The following is a 15,095-nucleotide window of genomic DNA, read 5'->3' on the forward strand; positions in this document are numbered from 1 at the left end:
AGGCCGGGCCCACTGATCGTCGAAGAATTCCCCCGAGGAGCTGGGTCCCACCGTGAGAGGGGCGGCGGTTGGGGTCGCGGACAGGTGCGAAGAGAGCGATCAGAACGCGATGGCCGGGTGCCCGTCATGAGGCCGGAAGCCTGGCCTCACTGCGCGGTTCGTACCCGACCACGCGCCACTCACCGTAGTCGGGTCGTCGATCCCGGCCACCGGCGGCGACACGCACTTGGCCATTGACAGTCACAGCGCGCCCCGACCCGAAGGCAGCTGATCTCTGTCGGCCACCGCTGTGAAATGGTCATGTAGTTCAGCATGCCGGAGCTGATAGAACGGGCCGACCGCGCGTAGCAGGCCGAGCTGGTGCATTTCATCGAAGAACCTCACCGTGCGCACCGGAAGATCGCCCGAGACGGCCAAGAATATGAACGTGATCCGGGACGTCAACCAGACGTGCTGTGACCGCTGTATCAGACCGGCACTGCATCCGACTATGAGCCCCAGTCCAATGTCGCTCCAGATGTCTCGCGGCCCGGGGAAATATGAGAGCACCCACTCCGAGGAGATCGCCAAAACCGCCCCAAAAACCAGTGCTCCCATCAGTTGAAGTCCTACCAAAGACCGGTTGATCTTCCAGGCGGACAGGGGGGTGAGAGCGTTGGTGAACTGCGGAAGCCGATCCTCCGATGCCTGGCCGGAATCCTTTGGCGGGGACTTCTTCTGCAGTGCGAGGCCAACCCAGATGGTGAGCGTAGAAGCCACGGCTGAGAAGATCCCGGCTCCGATCCCCTGAATGGCCGTCACCCCTGCTGCCAAAGGCAGGCTCATCGTGAGAAATACGGGAGCAATGCGGCCACTGTTCTCGCGTAGTGCCGTGGTGACACGTCGCCAGATCTGTAGTCGCCTCAACTCCGGTGGCTCGGGTGTGTCGATCGATTTTCCGAACGCGAAGCCGAAACCGGCGACAAGTCCAAGTATCGGGCTCCCGGCCAGCGCGGCGGCGGCCGCGACAGGTAGTGCATAAACAAGTACGACAACCAGCGAGACGACCCATTGAGGTGGCACCCTCAATCCGCCCTGCCGAGGTCGGTTTATCTGCCACCAGGCGAAATCGGGTGTTCCGCGTTCTGCGGCGTACGTCGCGAGCCGGACCAGCCACCGGCGTACCCGCTCGGCATCCCAGGCTTGTGGGATTTCCCGGAGAGTCGTCCCCGACAGCCTCTGGGCGATCAGCAACGCCTCGATGAGGTTGTCCATCAGGTGCGCGCGCAGCGCGGGAACATCGTCGCGGTAGACCGTGAACAGCGGGGTCGGGTCCCGGTCTTGGTCGACGTACACCGTTCGGATCAGCCACAGTCCCAACGCGGTCGAGGATACGGCCGCCAGAGCAGGCGTCGCTCCGGTCCGCAAAGCTCGCAGCAGCGTGCTCCAGGACTGCGGGGGGTGAGGCGGGAGGCAGGTGGCCAGATAGTCGCCGACGACGTTGGGGATCAGCGCCTTGGGGGCGATGACAGCGGCGGCCCGGACCGCGCGTCGTGCGTTCACGAGGGCATCGGAATACTCGCCGGTGCGAGAGGTGATGATTACTTGATCCCGCGGGGCCAGGGTCCTGCCCAGCTGGGTGATCACTTTCGCGCGAGCGAGTTCGGGCAGCTCGTCCAGGCCGTCAAGAATGGCCAGGATATGACCACCCGAGGCTAATATTTCGGCGGCATCGCGGCCCTGCTCGGGCATTTTCGGAGCCAGATAGTCATTCCGCAGGCGTTCTGCGATCCAATCGTGCAAGCGCGGATAGAGCTCCGTGTCCCAGTCGGCGACCGGCACCAACATCGGCACCGGCTCCGCCGGCTCGCGGGTGTCGATCAGTTGTACGAGGAGTTGAACGGCCAAGGTGGTCTTTCCCGTTCCGGCGCCGCCGGTGATGACCAGGCGACGGCGGGGCAGCCGGCGGAAGCGGGTGGCCAGCTCGGCGATGTCGTCGGATCGGCCGGTGAAAGACAGCTCACCCTCGGTGATCAGGTGCGGATGGTCCATGAGTTTGGTCCGCTGGGTGAGATGCCAGGGAACCGGAATCGGCGGATCGCCGAGAGACCGCTTCGCTATCTCGGTATTCCAGAAATCGACCACCAGCCCCGCCAGCCGCCCCTTGACCTGTGTGAGGTCCCCGGCGGCCGAAGTCGAGACGCGCGTGATCAGGCGGGTGACGTACCATCCCGCGAAGGCCAGCACCACGGTGACCACGATCCACGGCCTGCTCCACACGCCTGAGTTGAGCACTTGATTGACCGCCACGCTCAGGGCGACCGGAAGAAGGACCCCCGCCGACGATAACGCGGCGGACCGCAGCCCCGTACCCGTCATGTCATCATCTTGGCATTCCGCCGCCTTGAGAAAACCGCAAAGACAAAAATGACTGAATGCGAGAAAAGCGGCGTCCCACTCGATGACCCGCTCTATCATTCTCGCCGTCCGCGTTTTATACGGGGATGACCCTGGGGAGGCGGGGGCCGTCGTACCAGTCGGCCTTGTGCTTGCGTAGCAGCGCCTCGCCGTCGCGTTCCCAGGAGAAACGCGGCTTCTTGAGCAGCTTGCGGAAGACCTCACTCGCCTTGCCGAGGTCCTCCGCGGCGAGTCGTTGCGGTATGCGGGGGCTGACGTCGTCGCCGCGCAGATATCCGCTGACCACTTCGCGATACCGGTCGCGGGCGATGAGCGCGGGGTCGGCGAAGACCTCCTGGAGCAGGTCGAAGTCCGGGTGAAAGCCGAGGCCGGGACGGAGGGGGCACCGATCAGCACCGAGCTCTTGGCTGATCCGGCGGTCAACCGTCCTGAAGGTCAGAGGTCAGGCGCTGCGGCGCTCTTCACAGCGGGTCCCTGCGGATAGTGCTTCAGCGTGACCTCGTCGTGCAGTCGTATGCCCCTGCCGCCGAAACCGGCCAGAGCGCGGGCGATCGGCGTGGGGACATGGTTGATCAGCCATGCTCCCTGGATCAGGCCCCACAGGCTTAGGCGGGTGTCGGGGATGAGCCGTTTGGCGGCGCCGACCGCGTAGGTGCGGCTGCGCCGTACATAGTCGCCGATCTCCCGCTCGTAGGCCGGGAACGCCCGGGTGTGGTCGCCGCGGGCCTCGGCCAGCTCGCCGGCCAGGACGTAGGCGCCCACGACGGCCAGGCTGGTGCTGCCGCCGACCGCGGGGCCCGGGCAGTAGCCGGCGTCGCCGACCAGGCTCACCCGTCCCCGGGACCAGGTTTCCATGCGCAGTTGGGTGATCGAGTCGAAGTAGAACGTCGAGGCGTGGTCCAGCTCCTCGCCGAGCAGGCGGGGCACCTCCCAGCCCAGCCCGGCGAAGTGCCGACGCAGCAGCTCCTTCTGTCGGTCGACATCCCGGTGGTGGTAGTCGAGCTCGGCGGCGGGGCGGAACAGGAAGACCGCGCGGGCGTCGTCCATGTGCGCTCCGCCGTACACGCCCACCATTCTGTTCACGCCCGTGATCCCGTCCATGCGGTCGCGCAGGCCCAGATAGTTGGGTATCGACATGACCGCCAGGTAGGCCCCGATCCAGGTGGAGAAGCGCGACTCCGGACCGAAGGTCAGGCGCCGGACGTTGGAGTGCAGTCCGTCGGCCCCGATCACCAGGTCGAACCTGCGGTCAGGGCCTCGCTCGAAGGTGACGTCGAGGCCGTCGGCGTCCTCGGTCATGGCGGCGATGGAATCGCCGAAGAGGTATTCCACGTCGTGCCGGGTGGCGTCGTAGAGGATCTCCCCCAGGTCGTCCCGCATGATCTCGACGTGCCGGTCGGACACGATGCGTATCAGCTTGCCGACTTCCAGCTCGTGCGGGCGGTCGCTGTTTTCCGAGCGGAACGAGAGCCACTCGGTGCCGGTCTTCCTGGCCTGGACCGGCTTGGTCAGGCCCATCCTGTCGATGATGTCCATCGCCGGTCGGAACAGGTCGACCGCGTGTCCGCCCGCTTTGCGCAGTGCGGGAGCCCGCTCGACCACGGTGACGGTGAAGCCGTGGCTGTTGAGCCAGTAGGCCAGGACGGGGCCGGCGACGCTGGCGCCGGATATGAGGATCCGCATACGCCATCTCCCTACTTAACGGAAGGTAAGTTGGTTATTTAACGATAGGTAAGCATGATTCGAGGCGGGGCGCAAGGTGTTACTTAACGATAGGTAAGCGATACTCTTGGTTCCATGGCGAGGGCTTCGGACACCAAGATGCGCATCCAGGCGGTGGCCCGCGAGCTCTTCCTGGAGCAGGGCGTGCAGAACACCAGCCTGAAGCAGATCTCCGATCGGCTCGGCATCACCAAACCGGCCCTCTACTACCACTTCGAGTCGAGAGACGACCTGGTCAGAAGCATCATCCAGCCGCTCATGGACGAGCTGGAGACATTCGCGACCGAGCGCGAGCCCGGAGACGAGCGGCAGCTGCTCGAAGACTACTTCGAGCTCATCTGGCGGCATCGGGAGGTGTTCATGGTGATCCTGAACACACCTGCCATGTTGGTCGAGCTCGATCTGATGGACAAGATGTGGGCGTGGCGCAAGCGACTGACCACGCTCCTGCTCGGCCCCACTCCCTCCACCGCAGCACAGATCCACGCGACCGTGGCGCTCGGCGGCATATCGGACTGCGTGATGGAACACGCCGCCCTTCCGTTCGACGAGGTCAAGACCGCCGCCGTGGAAGCCGCGCTGACCGTCCTCGCCATCTGAACCGGTGAGGGTCCTGCTGGGGGGCCGAGTCATGCCTTCCGCGCGCACCGCTGAGCCGCCGGTCTCGTTACCGTGCTCAGGCCCGCTTTGCCGACCCTGACCGCGATCGGAGGCCGGCACGACACCGTGGGAGAACTCGTATCGACCGAAGGGCGATGGCGGGGATATCCGCCCGGATGTTCGCCGACGTCAGCCGTGTTCCGAAACGGGGAAAGCCGCTTGCGGGTTCGTCGATTGCCGGTATGCCTCGACCACCTCTGCGGGGAGGCGGCCACGATCACCGATGGAGTATCCCCTGCTCCGGCTGATCGGGCCGCTGCCATCGCTGCCGGGCCTGATCAGCTAGGACCTCACCACCGACCCGGTGCACATGTACGCGGCGGTCATCCGGAACGTGAGCATGTGAGGTCCACGGTTGTTTCCGGGAAGCGCCCGTCATGTACGACGACACACTTCCCGGGGCTTTGCTGTCAGACAGGGTTGTCGTAGTGGCCGTTCTTGATGCCTCCGATGAAGGCGTTCCATTCGGTGCGGCTGAAGATGAGGGTTCCGCCGTCGCGGTCTTTGGTGTCGCGGACGGCGACGTCGTTGCCGACGAAGGCCATCTCGACGCAGCTCGGGCCGCTGCCGCTGAGGCTGCTCTTGCGCCAGCGCGCACCGGACAGATCTGGCTCCTGCATATCTTGATTCCTTCCTCTATCGATCTTCGCGTAGAGATGTGAGGAGTGCTGCCGTATCTGTGGGGCTGAGTGCTATCGCGCGAAGATGCTCACAGATGTGGTTGTACTGCCGGATATCGGCCTCTTTTTCAAAGAACAGATCGCCGGCCATGCTGTCAATGTGAATTACGTCGGAGCCCTCAGCGTCGAACTTCAAGACGATGAAGCTGCCGGGCATTCCGGGGTGGGCTCCGGCGGAGAACGGGATGACCTGGACGGTGATGTGCGGGCGCTGGGCTTGCTGGAGAAGGTGGGTGAGCTGGGCGCGCATGATGGCGTCACTGCCAACGGTTCGGTGGAGGGCGGCCTGGTCGATGATCGCCCAAAGCCGTAGGGGTGCCTCGTGCTCAAGAAGTGCCTGGCGCTGCATTCTGGCGGTGACGAAGCTGTCCACCTCTGCTTCGGCGGCGGTTGGTAGCACGCCTCGGATCACTGCCTGCGCGTAGTCCTCGGTCTGCAGCAGGCCAGGAACGAACAGCGACTCGTAGTTGATGGCCTGCTTGGCCTCGGCCTCCAAGCCGATGTAGGCGCTGTACTTGTCGGGAAGATTTGCTTCGAGGCCATGTAGCCATCCGCGCTGCTTCGCTTCCTTCTGCAGCGCCACCAGATCGGTGCGCTGGCTGCCGGTAACACCGTAGGCGTCGAGCAGGGCGTTGAGCGTCCGGAGTTGCGGCTTGGTCTTGGCCGTTTCGATCCGGTGGAGCGTAGCGAGGTTGACGTCGGTCTTCTCGGTCACCTCGGCCTGGGAGAGTCCGGCTTCCTGGCGAAGGCGACGCAGCTCGGCTGCTAGACGCCGGAGGCGTACCGTCGGCGGCTGACGCTTGGTGCGTGGCAGGGGTGCAACCGCTCCCAACTCCTCTTTCTCCTGCATCTTCAGCACCTTTCTGGACTATGCGGGCAGTGTAAGAACCTGCATTGCATTCACTCATAGTGATGATGCATGCTCTTTCCGTAAGCATTCCAGGTGGGCTCCCCGCTGGAAGGCGAAACGAAGGATTTCCCTAGACGGCTGGGCGGACAATCTTCCCTCTCGGTGCGGCCCACCCCGTACCGGGTGCCCGTCCGGCCTCAGCGGTACGACCGGCGATACAACTGCGACGCTCCCCGGCCGTACTCCCATAGGACCGGCACCGTGCCCTCTCGTCCCCCGTGAGGGAGTGCGGCGTCCCCGGCCGCGCGAACGGTGCCGGTCCTATGTCCGACGTACCAACCAGGAGCGGTGGAAAATGACCGATGTCGCCAGCGGCACGCAGTACCTCAAACTCTCCGTCTTCCCGACCTCGCCCTACTACGCCCGGGTCCACGTCCGGCGCGTACTGGAGAGCTGGCGCCGGGCCGATCTGATCGAGACCGCCCAGCTCGTCGTCTCCGAGTTGGTCTCCAACGCGATCACCGCGCACGCCGCGTGCCCCGAGGCCGCCAAGGCGATCCCGCACGCCGATCCGGACGAGATCTGGATGGACGTCTACCGGATGGGCGAGACCGTCGTCCTCCGCGTCTGGGACGCCAGCCCGCTTACCCCGGTCGTCCGCGATCCCCACCCCGATGACGAGAACGGCCGCGGCCTGCACCTCGTCGAGCTCCTCGCCACCGACTGGGGCTACTACCGCCCCACCCCCGGTGGCAAGATCGTCTGGTGCACTCTGGCGCCTCCACCTCCCGAAGAGCGGGAAGGAACGATCCAACCGCACCGATGAGAGACCGATGAGAGAACGGCCTTCGCTGTTCGTCCTCCTGGCCCAGGGCGAGAGGCTCGCCAGGATCGGAAAGCTCGCCCATGGAGACCTCGCACCCGGTATGCATGAGGTCTCCGCGGCCGACTGTTCCGCTGCCGCGGCGATCCGGCTCTCCTACGTCAACGGGTGATCGACTTGGCCATCACGGCAGACCACATCCGCACTGTCATAGGCGACTACCTCGACGCGTACCCCGAGGACAGGCAGAGCCTCGCCCCGGCCCTGGAGCTGCTGGACGACGGCGCGGACATCACCACCCGCAAGGAGTTCCGCGGTCACGCGACCGCCGCCGTGATCCTCGTCGACCCCGACGGGCGGATCCTGCACATCCGTCACCTCATCCTGGACAGCTGGTTGCTGCCCGGCGGTCACCTGGAGGCATCCGACGCCACCCTCTTGGAGGCGGCCCTGCGCGAGCTCGCCGAGGAGACCGGCATCCCCGTCGCCGCCGTCACCCCGGCCGGGGAGCGTCCCCTCCAGATCGACATCCATTCCATTCCCGCTAACCCGGCCAAGGGTGAGCCGGACCACCGGCACATCGACTTCCGCTTCCTCCTGCACACCACCAATGCGATCGGTCCGCTCCAGGCCGAAGAGGTCACCGCCGCCGCCTGGCACGACCCCGACAGCATCAGCGACCCCATCCTGAGACAACGCGTCACCCGAGCACTTCACTGAGCCCTTCCGTCCGAGTTCTGCTACTGCCTGGAGCGTTTAGATGATTGAGATCGAGTCCGCCTGCTTCACCTGGATCAGGGCTGGTGATCTCGACCAGGCGGTCCGGGCGTTCGGCGGGCAACCCCTGGTGGCCGAATCGGAGACCCTCGACGGCCTGTTCGGCATCGCCCCGGAGGACCTGCCCGACGATGCCACCGGTGTGGCCCTGGTGGCCCGCCATGGGGAGTGGGCCGATCGTCGAGCCGTTCGCGTTCCGGGGGCTGAACGAGGCGTTGCTGGGCGAGATCGTGGCGAAGGGGGAGGCGTTCCAGGTGGCGTGGACCGTCAACATGGCCACCTTCGTCAGCTACGTCCGTGACGGCGAGGTCGTCGCGTCGTTCGACGCCCTGGATCTCGACGGCGCCTCTGGCCAGGAGTGGCTCGACGGCCTGCCGGTGAGTGAGGCCGACTGGAGAGCCACCGCGTTCGCCGTGGCCGAGCACCTGTCAGGGGTCGTCATCGATGACGACTGGACGGCCCGGTCCCACGCCCTGCACTGGTTGCGTCCGATGACCGTCGCCGCGCGCCCGGCCCTCCGCGTCGACGGACGTATGCGGGCCATCGCGGCCGTCGACCCTCGCGTCGCCCGCATCATCGCCGACCCCACGCCCGACCGGGTGCCGGAGGTCACCGCCATCGCGGCCGGTATGGCCGTGGCCACGGCGGGCATCGACGGCCCATTGGTCGAGGAGGCGCTGGCCCTGATCGCGGCCGGCGAGTGTTCCGCCGAACTGGCCGAGCGGCTGGGCGACTTCCGGATGGAGTTCGCGCGACGGGCGTCGGAGGCGTTTCTGGCCTCGCCTGACAGTGCCCGGCAGCGGCACTCATCACCGGGCCATGACACCGACTACGGCCGATGGATGCTGAAGGGGGCCGCCGCCGAGGCACTGAGGGCAGCGGTGAATCCGGACACGGATCCGTTCCGGCGGGCCATGCAGGTCGTCAACTACTCCGGCGGCACCTACTTCAGTGAGGAGAACGGGGACCTCGACCGCCACTACGCGCTCGGAGAGGTCGTCACCTTCTTCAACCCCTGAACAACTGCGAGCGGGGGACGGTGAACACCATCAGGTTTATCGCCGGTACCGTTCCCCAAAAGGAGTCCGTCGATGAAGCGTCCTATCGCTGCTCTGGCTCTCGTTTCGGCTCTTGCCCTAAGCGGGTGCGCAGGCGATGAGACCTTCGGCAACCTCGCTACAGGCCAGATCACGCAGGGGAATCACAAAGCACTCGACGTCTCGATTCTCCGGGTCGCGGCATCGGACTTTCAGCCCCTGTCCTCACCGGAGGCGCTGGCAAAGGTCCAGCCGATCGTCGCCGCAGGCGTGGTCGACGGCTGGCAGGAAGGTCCGGCTCTGGCCACCTATCCCAATGGGCCACTCGAACATCGTGTCATTCTCAGGATCAAGGTCACCCACCCCTTGAAAGGTATCGACACGGAGGGATCAAACAGTAATTCAATGATCTATGTGGATTTGTTTCGAGGCGCCGTGGTCCGAGACGACTCCAAGAAACCTGAGGAGTGGCTACCCAAAAGATCTTTGGAGGACTTCGAAATTTCCATCCCCGCCGGCACCAAGGCCATGGTTTTCGCAGCCGATCACCTTCCTTACGAAGGTGCTGTCATAAAGCCTGGAGTCGCATTCTCCGATGAGGCCGTGCTTACCAGCCCACCGCCTCAGGGGCTCGTGTTCGAAGACCAGACACTTGTCCAGCGGAAAAGTGCAGGCGGCCGGGCCCTCGTGGGCGGAATCGAACCGCTGGACGTCGCGGGCACCGGCTCAGGATGGGCGGAGCCCAAAAATATGGACGACCTGATCTCGCGACTCAAAGGCAATGGTTTTTTCGATTGAACTCAACGCGCCACAGCTTGTCCGTCAAGCCGGACAGGCGAACAGCCCTTCTCTGTCGATCCTGACCTGACAAGCCGCCATGGAGATCGACAATCTCGATCTCCATGGCGGTTTCGGTAAATCCTTTTCACCTTGAATGGCATCGGCTTCGATGGTGGCGAGTGACGAACTTGCCGGAACAGCGCCCATTTACCGAACCGGTTCGTTCTGTTGGATCGAGGTCAGTCGTCCCACCACTTGCTTCCGCCGGGCCCGGTCTTGTTGCCGTTGGTCGCGCACTGGGTGATGCCGTCGACATTGACGCACACGCGCATCCACTTCCCCTTGTGGTAGGAGAAGTAGGTCCGGTCGCGGTAGTACGGACCGCACTGGGTCCAGCTCTGTCCCTGGTTCTCGGAGACGTCTATCCACACCTTGTCGCCCGACTTGTAGCCGGAGGCGATGTTGCCCTGGCTGTAGTCGAAGGTCGGTTCCGTGCGCAGCTGGAACACGCGGCCACGGAACGAGGTGAGGCCGTTGTTCTGCGAGGGAGTACCCGCCCCCTTGTGGGTGATCAGGGGATCCACGGTGAAGGTGGTGGAGCCGCACGACACGGCGGCCTGAGCGGCCTGGATACCGGCGAACGGCGCCACGGTCGCGGCCAGCAGCAAACTGCCGGCGATTGCCAGACGACGGGATGGTTTCATCTCTTCCTTCTCTCCTGCGTTTCCAATGACGGGTGAATCGATTCGGCGTGCTACCTGTCTGGTCGGGAGGCGGTTACTCGATCAAATGATCGAACGCTGGCGGGGATCCGGGAACCTGGAAGCTTCCAGGGGTGACGAGAACATGTGGAGATCAGGCAGGTGGTGCTATCGCCGAGGATGGCCGGCATCGCCCATTCCGTGACCGGGGCCGGTTCATTTGGACGTACTGATGGCGAGACGGGCCCCGCGCTGGCGGAAACAAGGAAGAAAGGGATATGTCGGTGCTAACGGGATTAAATCTCCATGGTTAGCCCAATTAACGGCAGGCCGGTCTCGACGAAGAAGCCGGTGATGAGATCGGGCTGGTATTGCATGCGTTTCGATAGGTGCGCCGGTGAATGGAGCAGTTCAAGGGAAATGTCAAAGTTACTGGCTGGTTAGCTTTACTCTGCATGCCATGCCAAAAAACAGGCGAAAAAAGCGGCGCGCCAACCGGCCCTCTAACAGTCAGGAACCGCCCTCCACTACTCTGGAATCCGAGCAGGAGGCGGCACGCGGCTGGCGGAGCCGCCTGACCGCAGTGCGAGTAGGGATCGCCACAATTCTGATCGCCGTGCTGGGGAGTGCCGGCTATGGACTTATCACCTGGCTCGGACCGGATGTGGTCGACAGCCCAAAGATCAAGGACACAATCCGTGCAGCCGCCAAGGATCCCGATGACATCACACATACCGTTCGTTACGAGGATCCCGGGTATCAGGTGGCACTGCCCACAGGCGTCGCGATGCCCGGCCGAGTTCGTACGTGCTTGAAGAACTGGACTTACGAATCTCTGTCTGACGAGACACTGCAACCCGGCCACTGCCGCTTCGACCGCATAGTGTCGCAACTACGCACAATGGGTGCAGCCACCCCGAACGCGTTGAACCTGGTGATCACTCTGGAGGGGCATCGTTCCCAGAGGATCAAGATCGATGATGTTCGCCCGGTCAATATCCAGCGACGTCCGCCATATGCCGGCGCCTTCCTCGATATCGGCCCGGAAGGGCCGGGAGAAACCATCAAGATGTTCCTTGACCTCGATGAACTCAATCCTCGCGCTCGCACCGTGACAGGGGAGGAAGGCGGCTACGAGCCGGGCGGACTGTGGTTCCAGGACAACACCCTGTTCCTTGAGGACGGCAAGGAGGAGGCGCTGAACATCAAGGCTGGAACCAGCCGCGACGCCGTTACCTTTGATATCCAGATCGGCTACCGGATCGGCACAGAGCACAAGCAACTCGTCATCAACGACAGTGGCCGTCAGTTCGCGCTCACTCCGATCAACTGCGTTGCCGACGGTCGCGCCTCATACGGTGAGGTCTGGAGCATCCAGAACTTCCGGAGCATCGATCCGGTCAAGCGGCCTGAGCGCTGGCGCACTTTTGAATGCTGAGTTGCGCTGTTCGAAGCGTGCGCCTGAGAAGCTCCGAGTGGCTGCCCGATCCATAACTGAGGTTCCCCCGCACACGCGATGATGGCCGCCGAGTCACAGTCGTCCTCCGTCCGCGTAGGACCGCCGGACCCGGTGGCCGTCATGGGTACGCCAGGAAACCCACGCTTCCATCACGTCAAGCTCCAACGACTTCCGCCGGGCAACGGTGGTCACCTCGGCCTCAGTGACATTGGCCGAGGCCGTAGCGCTGTGCAAACTGCCATCACTCAGGCGCCAGCCCAGCACATACCCCACAGTGGAGGCGCGCTCCTGCTCGCGTCGGGCTTTTCTCCTGCGCTCCACCAGGGTCAGAGTCAGCAGCCCTATGCCGGTGCCTACCGCCCCGCCCCAGCTGGTCACGTTGATGGCGAACGGTACGAGCATCACGGCGCCTCCCGAGGGGTGAGTCTGCACAAGGAAAAACGGTTCCGCTTCCGCAATGGTGCCCGTCACCACCCTGATCGGCCACCTCGCAAAGCGAGCAATCAGCAGCCCGGAATCGCAAGCCTGACCCGCGATGATGCCGCTCGTCGCGGGTCAAAAGCGAGCCCCGAAGTGGTTCCAGTACGCCCGTTCGGCACTGACCGCACCCTTCGATCGTTCACCGAGAAAGGACGGAGGACCCCGCATGACCGAGCGATCCAAGTACCTCGTATGCGGCACCATACCGGCGGTCGCAGCGGGGGCCGCCTATACGATGCTCCAGAACGGATCGACTCGGCTATATCTGTACATCTCACTTGTTGTATGCACGGTCGCCGCGGTGGGTTTTTTCATTGGCGCGATCGTGGCCTTTGTGACCGGCGACGATCGGTAGGGGCGGTCGTGCGGGACTGCGCTGAGTTCTGATGGCCTGCATGGTCTTCGGCCGTTCCGGGCCGCGCTCCCAAGTCGCCGCCGTCCCAGGCGGCAGATCCGGGCGCGGTGGATTCCAGGCGCAGACGACCTTCCGTAGCCGTGTCCGGCGTGTTCATCCAACGGTCGTCTGACGAACGTCTGCGGGAGCACGCGTCCGACACCGCCGCTGGTACACCGACGCCGAGCTCGCCGTCCAGCTCCTGGCCACCAGCTCGGCGACCACCTTGTCCCGGGTGGCTGCCGCACAGATCCAGTGACCAAGCCTTACCGACCACAGCCGATGTCCCCGTCAGCGTTTTGAAAACCAGTTGGAAACTGGTCGCCGATCAAGGCGCCGATCAGAACGTGGCCGGCCCCAGGTGGTCCGTCCACTCGCGGTGGAGAGCGTCCTTGACGTCGTCGGGGGCGTCACCATGCAGGCCAGGGGCGGCGTGGACGCGGCGGCGCGCGGTGTCGTGCTCGGCGGGGGTGGCGACTCGGGCCCACAGCGGACCGCGCCAGCCGCACTCGCACACCGCACACCAGCCGACCGCGTCCCGGCCGTCCAGCAGACCGGCCGGTTCGGCCTCGCCTTCCGGACCCCAGCGCACCACCACGGCACCGCCGGTCTCCGAGCCCACCGAGACCCTGCTGTCTGAAAACTCGGCAGCGGCCCATCCCTCGTGTGCGCAGTCGTCGGTTTCCCAGATCATGTCCGCCTCCCGAGCAAGTATCAGGTGTTTCAAAGCGTCAGGAGCAGGGCCTTGAGCGGCAACGGAGTGATTCAGTGTTAGTGAGCCAGCCGCTCCTGGCCGCTTCAAGGCCCGAGCCGTATTGCGCGCCTTTCGCCGATGTCCGGCCCGCTCCATGCCGCCTCCGCGCAGCGGAGGCGGGCTGCTTCGGCCGGTGTGGCGTCGCGGACCTCGTAACCGTTCTGCCCGTCGTGCCCCAGGATCGTCACGATACCGGTGACCAGTACCTTTCCGCTCATGATGTCGTGGCAGGCGACGCGTCGGTCAACACCGAAGGTTTCGTGGGCAGGCCGATCGGCGTAGTCCCAGCGCCAGCCCCGGTAGGTTCCACCCGGCTGCGGCTCGTACGCCTGGACGTCGGCGGTGAAGGTGACGTCGTCCGGGTTCAGGACCTCGGCGGTGTGTAGGCGCGCGGCAAGGTCTCGGGCCTGCTCCTCACGCTGCTCGGGAGCCCACTGTTCGACCGTTTCCGGCAGGTGGTGCCAGTGGCCGGCGATCTGCGGGTATTTGCTGACGAGCTCGGTCAGCCAGTGCGGCCATCCCTCGCGTTCGGCGATGGCGGGCACCTCCCGCTCCGCCATCGCCGCCTGCCACCGGTCGAAGGGCATGTCCGGCGCCAGCCCTTGGGCCGTCAGGAAGTCGGCCATGGTCATTCCTTGGCGGACGAGGTGCTTGTTCAAGGCCGCCTGCCGATGGCCGATCCGCGCCGCGGGCCAGTGCTCGGCCGTAGAGACCGGCACTTCGACCGGGCGCGCCTGCCTGCCGTCCGCCCTGTCGGGACGTGCGTGCCGGGCCGGGTCGAAGACGTCTCGAATCGGCCAGAACCTGATCAGCCACCGCTCGGGCGTGCGCTCCTCCCACTCCCGTTCGAACTGTTCCTCAGAGATGAACTCCGGCGGATCCCCGCCCTTTTGAGTGTGCGCGGTGACGCCGTACAGGAAGTGCGGTGGGCCGATGATCAGTTGTCGGCTCGCCTCCTCGGCCAACGACCCCACGGTGACGAACCCGGTGCCGCCCTCGATGGTGGTGTCCTGGACCAGGAACCACGGAGCCCCGGGATCAGAAGGCCGCCCATCCCACGCCTCCAGCCGGATGTCCGCGAGGTGATTCTCGCCGTCGGGGCTTTCCAGCAGAAGATCACCATCGCTGCGTTCGAAGAAGACCCCCAGTTCCCCGAACTGCACCCACACCTCGTCATCGCAACCGCGTAGCAGCCACGCCATCGGACCCGCCTTCCCGCCGCCGCCCATTGATCAACGGGATCGGAGCGTAGAGGACGGCGGCGACAGAACGCAGACGGCCGGGCGTGGGGCCGGGAGAAGGAACCCCACCAGCCCGATGGCCAAGCATCGGCACCGAGACGGCGATGGCCAAGGCCGTCGCCCTGGATCGACGACTGCCGCCCGGCGGTCACCTGGAGGACTCCGAGACCACCCTGCTGGAGGCGGCCCTGCGCGAACTCGCCGAGGCGATCCGCTTCCTCGATGTCCGGCCGCAGACCTTTGGCAATACTTTGCTCTTGCGCTAAGTATTGGGGGCGGACAATACTTAGCCGCATGGCACAGTATTCGGCCGAGCTCGACGGCGTGTTCGTCGCTCTCG

18 protein-coding genes are annotated in these 15,095 nt (G+C 64.9%); 9 read left to right on the forward strand and 9 right to left on the reverse strand.

Translation table 11 applies throughout. From position 1 onward, the window contains the following. Positions 1-240: 240 nt before the first annotated feature. From ACFY3D_RS37060 to ACFY3D_RS37070, 3 genes are all read right to left on the reverse strand, one after another. On the reverse strand, positions 241-2,457 hold the full coding sequence (locus ACFY3D_RS37060; protein ID WP_389988861.1) for an NACHT domain-containing protein: 2,217 nt from the start codon (positions 2,455-2,457) through the stop codon (positions 241-243). A 16-nt stretch (positions 2,458-2,473) separates the two neighbouring features. Then, positions 2,474-2,683, reverse strand: a complete 210-nt coding sequence (locus tag ACFY3D_RS37065) for a hypothetical protein (RefSeq protein WP_389988864.1) — start codon at positions 2,681-2,683, stop codon at positions 2,474-2,476. Positions 2,684-2,832: 149 nt separating this feature from the next. Then, positions 2,833-4,080, reverse strand: coding sequence for an FAD-dependent monooxygenase (locus ACFY3D_RS37070; protein WP_389988867.1), 1,248 nt, complete (start codon positions 4,078-4,080; stop codon positions 2,833-2,835). Between the two features lie 114 nt (positions 4,081-4,194). Between ACFY3D_RS37070 and ACFY3D_RS37075 the strand changes: the two genes are divergently transcribed. Beyond that, a complete protein-coding gene (locus tag ACFY3D_RS37075) occupies positions 4,195-4,719 on the forward strand; it encodes a TetR/AcrR family transcriptional regulator (RefSeq protein WP_389988870.1) in 525 nt (174 codons plus the stop codon). Between the two features lie 470 nt (positions 4,720-5,189). Here the strand turns inward: ACFY3D_RS37075 and ACFY3D_RS37080 are convergent, their stop codons facing one another. Continuing rightward, a complete protein-coding gene (locus tag ACFY3D_RS37080) occupies positions 5,190-5,399 on the reverse strand; it encodes a DUF397 domain-containing protein (RefSeq protein ID WP_389988873.1) in 210 nt (69 codons plus the stop codon). Positions 5,400-5,415: 16 nt separating this feature from the next. Beyond that, entirely contained in the window at positions 5,416-6,309 is an 894-nt protein-coding gene (locus ACFY3D_RS37085) for a helix-turn-helix domain-containing protein (RefSeq protein ID WP_389988909.1), read from the reverse strand. A gap of 355 nt (positions 6,310-6,664) precedes the next feature. Between ACFY3D_RS37085 and ACFY3D_RS37090 the strand changes: the two genes are divergently transcribed. The 5 genes from ACFY3D_RS37090 (at position 6,665) to ACFY3D_RS37110 (ending at position 9,744) form a co-directional block, all read left to right on the forward strand. Continuing rightward, positions 6,665-7,135: an ATP-binding protein gene (locus tag ACFY3D_RS37090; RefSeq protein WP_389988876.1), complete on the forward strand. Its 471-nt coding sequence runs from the start codon at positions 6,665-6,667 to the stop codon at positions 7,133-7,135. 7 nt (positions 7,136-7,142) lie between these two features. Next, on the forward strand, positions 7,143-7,304 hold the full coding sequence (locus ACFY3D_RS37095) for a hypothetical protein (protein ID WP_389988879.1): 162 nt from the start codon (positions 7,143-7,145) through the stop codon (positions 7,302-7,304). Positions 7,305-7,309: 5 nt separating this feature from the next. Then, a complete protein-coding gene (locus tag ACFY3D_RS37100) occupies positions 7,310-7,852 on the forward strand; it encodes an NUDIX hydrolase (protein WP_389988882.1) in 543 nt (180 codons plus the stop codon). Positions 7,853-8,040: 188 nt separating this feature from the next. Beyond that, positions 8,041-8,928, forward strand: coding sequence for a hypothetical protein (locus ACFY3D_RS37105; RefSeq protein WP_389988885.1), 888 nt, complete (start codon positions 8,041-8,043; stop codon positions 8,926-8,928). 72 nt (positions 8,929-9,000) lie between these two features. Continuing rightward, a complete protein-coding gene (locus ACFY3D_RS37110) occupies positions 9,001-9,744 on the forward strand; it encodes a hypothetical protein (protein WP_389988888.1) in 744 nt (247 codons plus the stop codon). A gap of 221 nt (positions 9,745-9,965) precedes the next feature. On the opposite strand, the gene ACFY3D_RS37115 is transcribed toward ACFY3D_RS37110, so the two are convergent. Then, complete coding sequence (locus tag ACFY3D_RS37115) at positions 9,966-10,430, reverse strand: hypothetical protein (RefSeq protein WP_389988891.1); 465 nt, start codon at positions 10,428-10,430, stop codon at positions 9,966-9,968. Positions 10,431-10,887: 457 nt separating this feature from the next. Here ACFY3D_RS37115 and ACFY3D_RS37120 point away from each other — a divergent pair, with 457 nt between their 5' ends. Continuing rightward, complete coding sequence (locus ACFY3D_RS37120; protein WP_389988893.1) at positions 10,888-11,865, forward strand: hypothetical protein; 978 nt, start codon at positions 10,888-10,890, stop codon at positions 11,863-11,865. 93 nt (positions 11,866-11,958) lie between these two features. Here ACFY3D_RS37120 and ACFY3D_RS37125 read toward each other — a convergent pair whose 3' ends face one another. Then, entirely contained in the window at positions 11,959-12,360 is a 402-nt protein-coding gene (locus tag ACFY3D_RS37125) for a hypothetical protein (protein WP_389988895.1), read from the reverse strand. Positions 12,361-12,532: 172 nt separating this feature from the next. Here ACFY3D_RS37125 and ACFY3D_RS37130 point away from each other — a divergent pair, with 172 nt between their 5' ends. Beyond that, positions 12,533-12,721: a hypothetical protein gene (locus ACFY3D_RS37130; protein WP_389988897.1), complete on the forward strand. Its 189-nt coding sequence runs from the start codon at positions 12,533-12,535 to the stop codon at positions 12,719-12,721. Positions 12,722-13,100: 379 nt separating this feature from the next. Here ACFY3D_RS37130 and ACFY3D_RS37135 read toward each other — a convergent pair whose 3' ends face one another. After that, a complete protein-coding gene (locus ACFY3D_RS37135) occupies positions 13,101-13,454 on the reverse strand; it encodes a hypothetical protein (protein WP_389988899.1) in 354 nt (117 codons plus the stop codon). 104 nt (positions 13,455-13,558) lie between these two features. Beyond that, positions 13,559-14,716, reverse strand: a complete 1,158-nt coding sequence (locus ACFY3D_RS37140; protein ID WP_389988901.1) for a hypothetical protein — start codon at positions 14,714-14,716, stop codon at positions 13,559-13,561. 143 nt (positions 14,717-14,859) lie between these two features. Here ACFY3D_RS37140 and ACFY3D_RS37145 point away from each other — a divergent pair, with 143 nt between their 5' ends. Further along, complete coding sequence (locus tag ACFY3D_RS37145) at positions 14,860-15,021, forward strand: NUDIX domain-containing protein (protein WP_389988903.1); 162 nt, start codon at positions 14,860-14,862, stop codon at positions 15,019-15,021. Positions 15,022-15,095: the final 74 nt, after the last annotated feature.

The organism is Streptosporangium sp. NPDC000509 (assembly GCF_042898365.1).
Taxonomy (GTDB): Bacteria; Actinomycetota; Actinomycetes; order Streptosporangiales; family Streptosporangiaceae; genus Streptosporangium.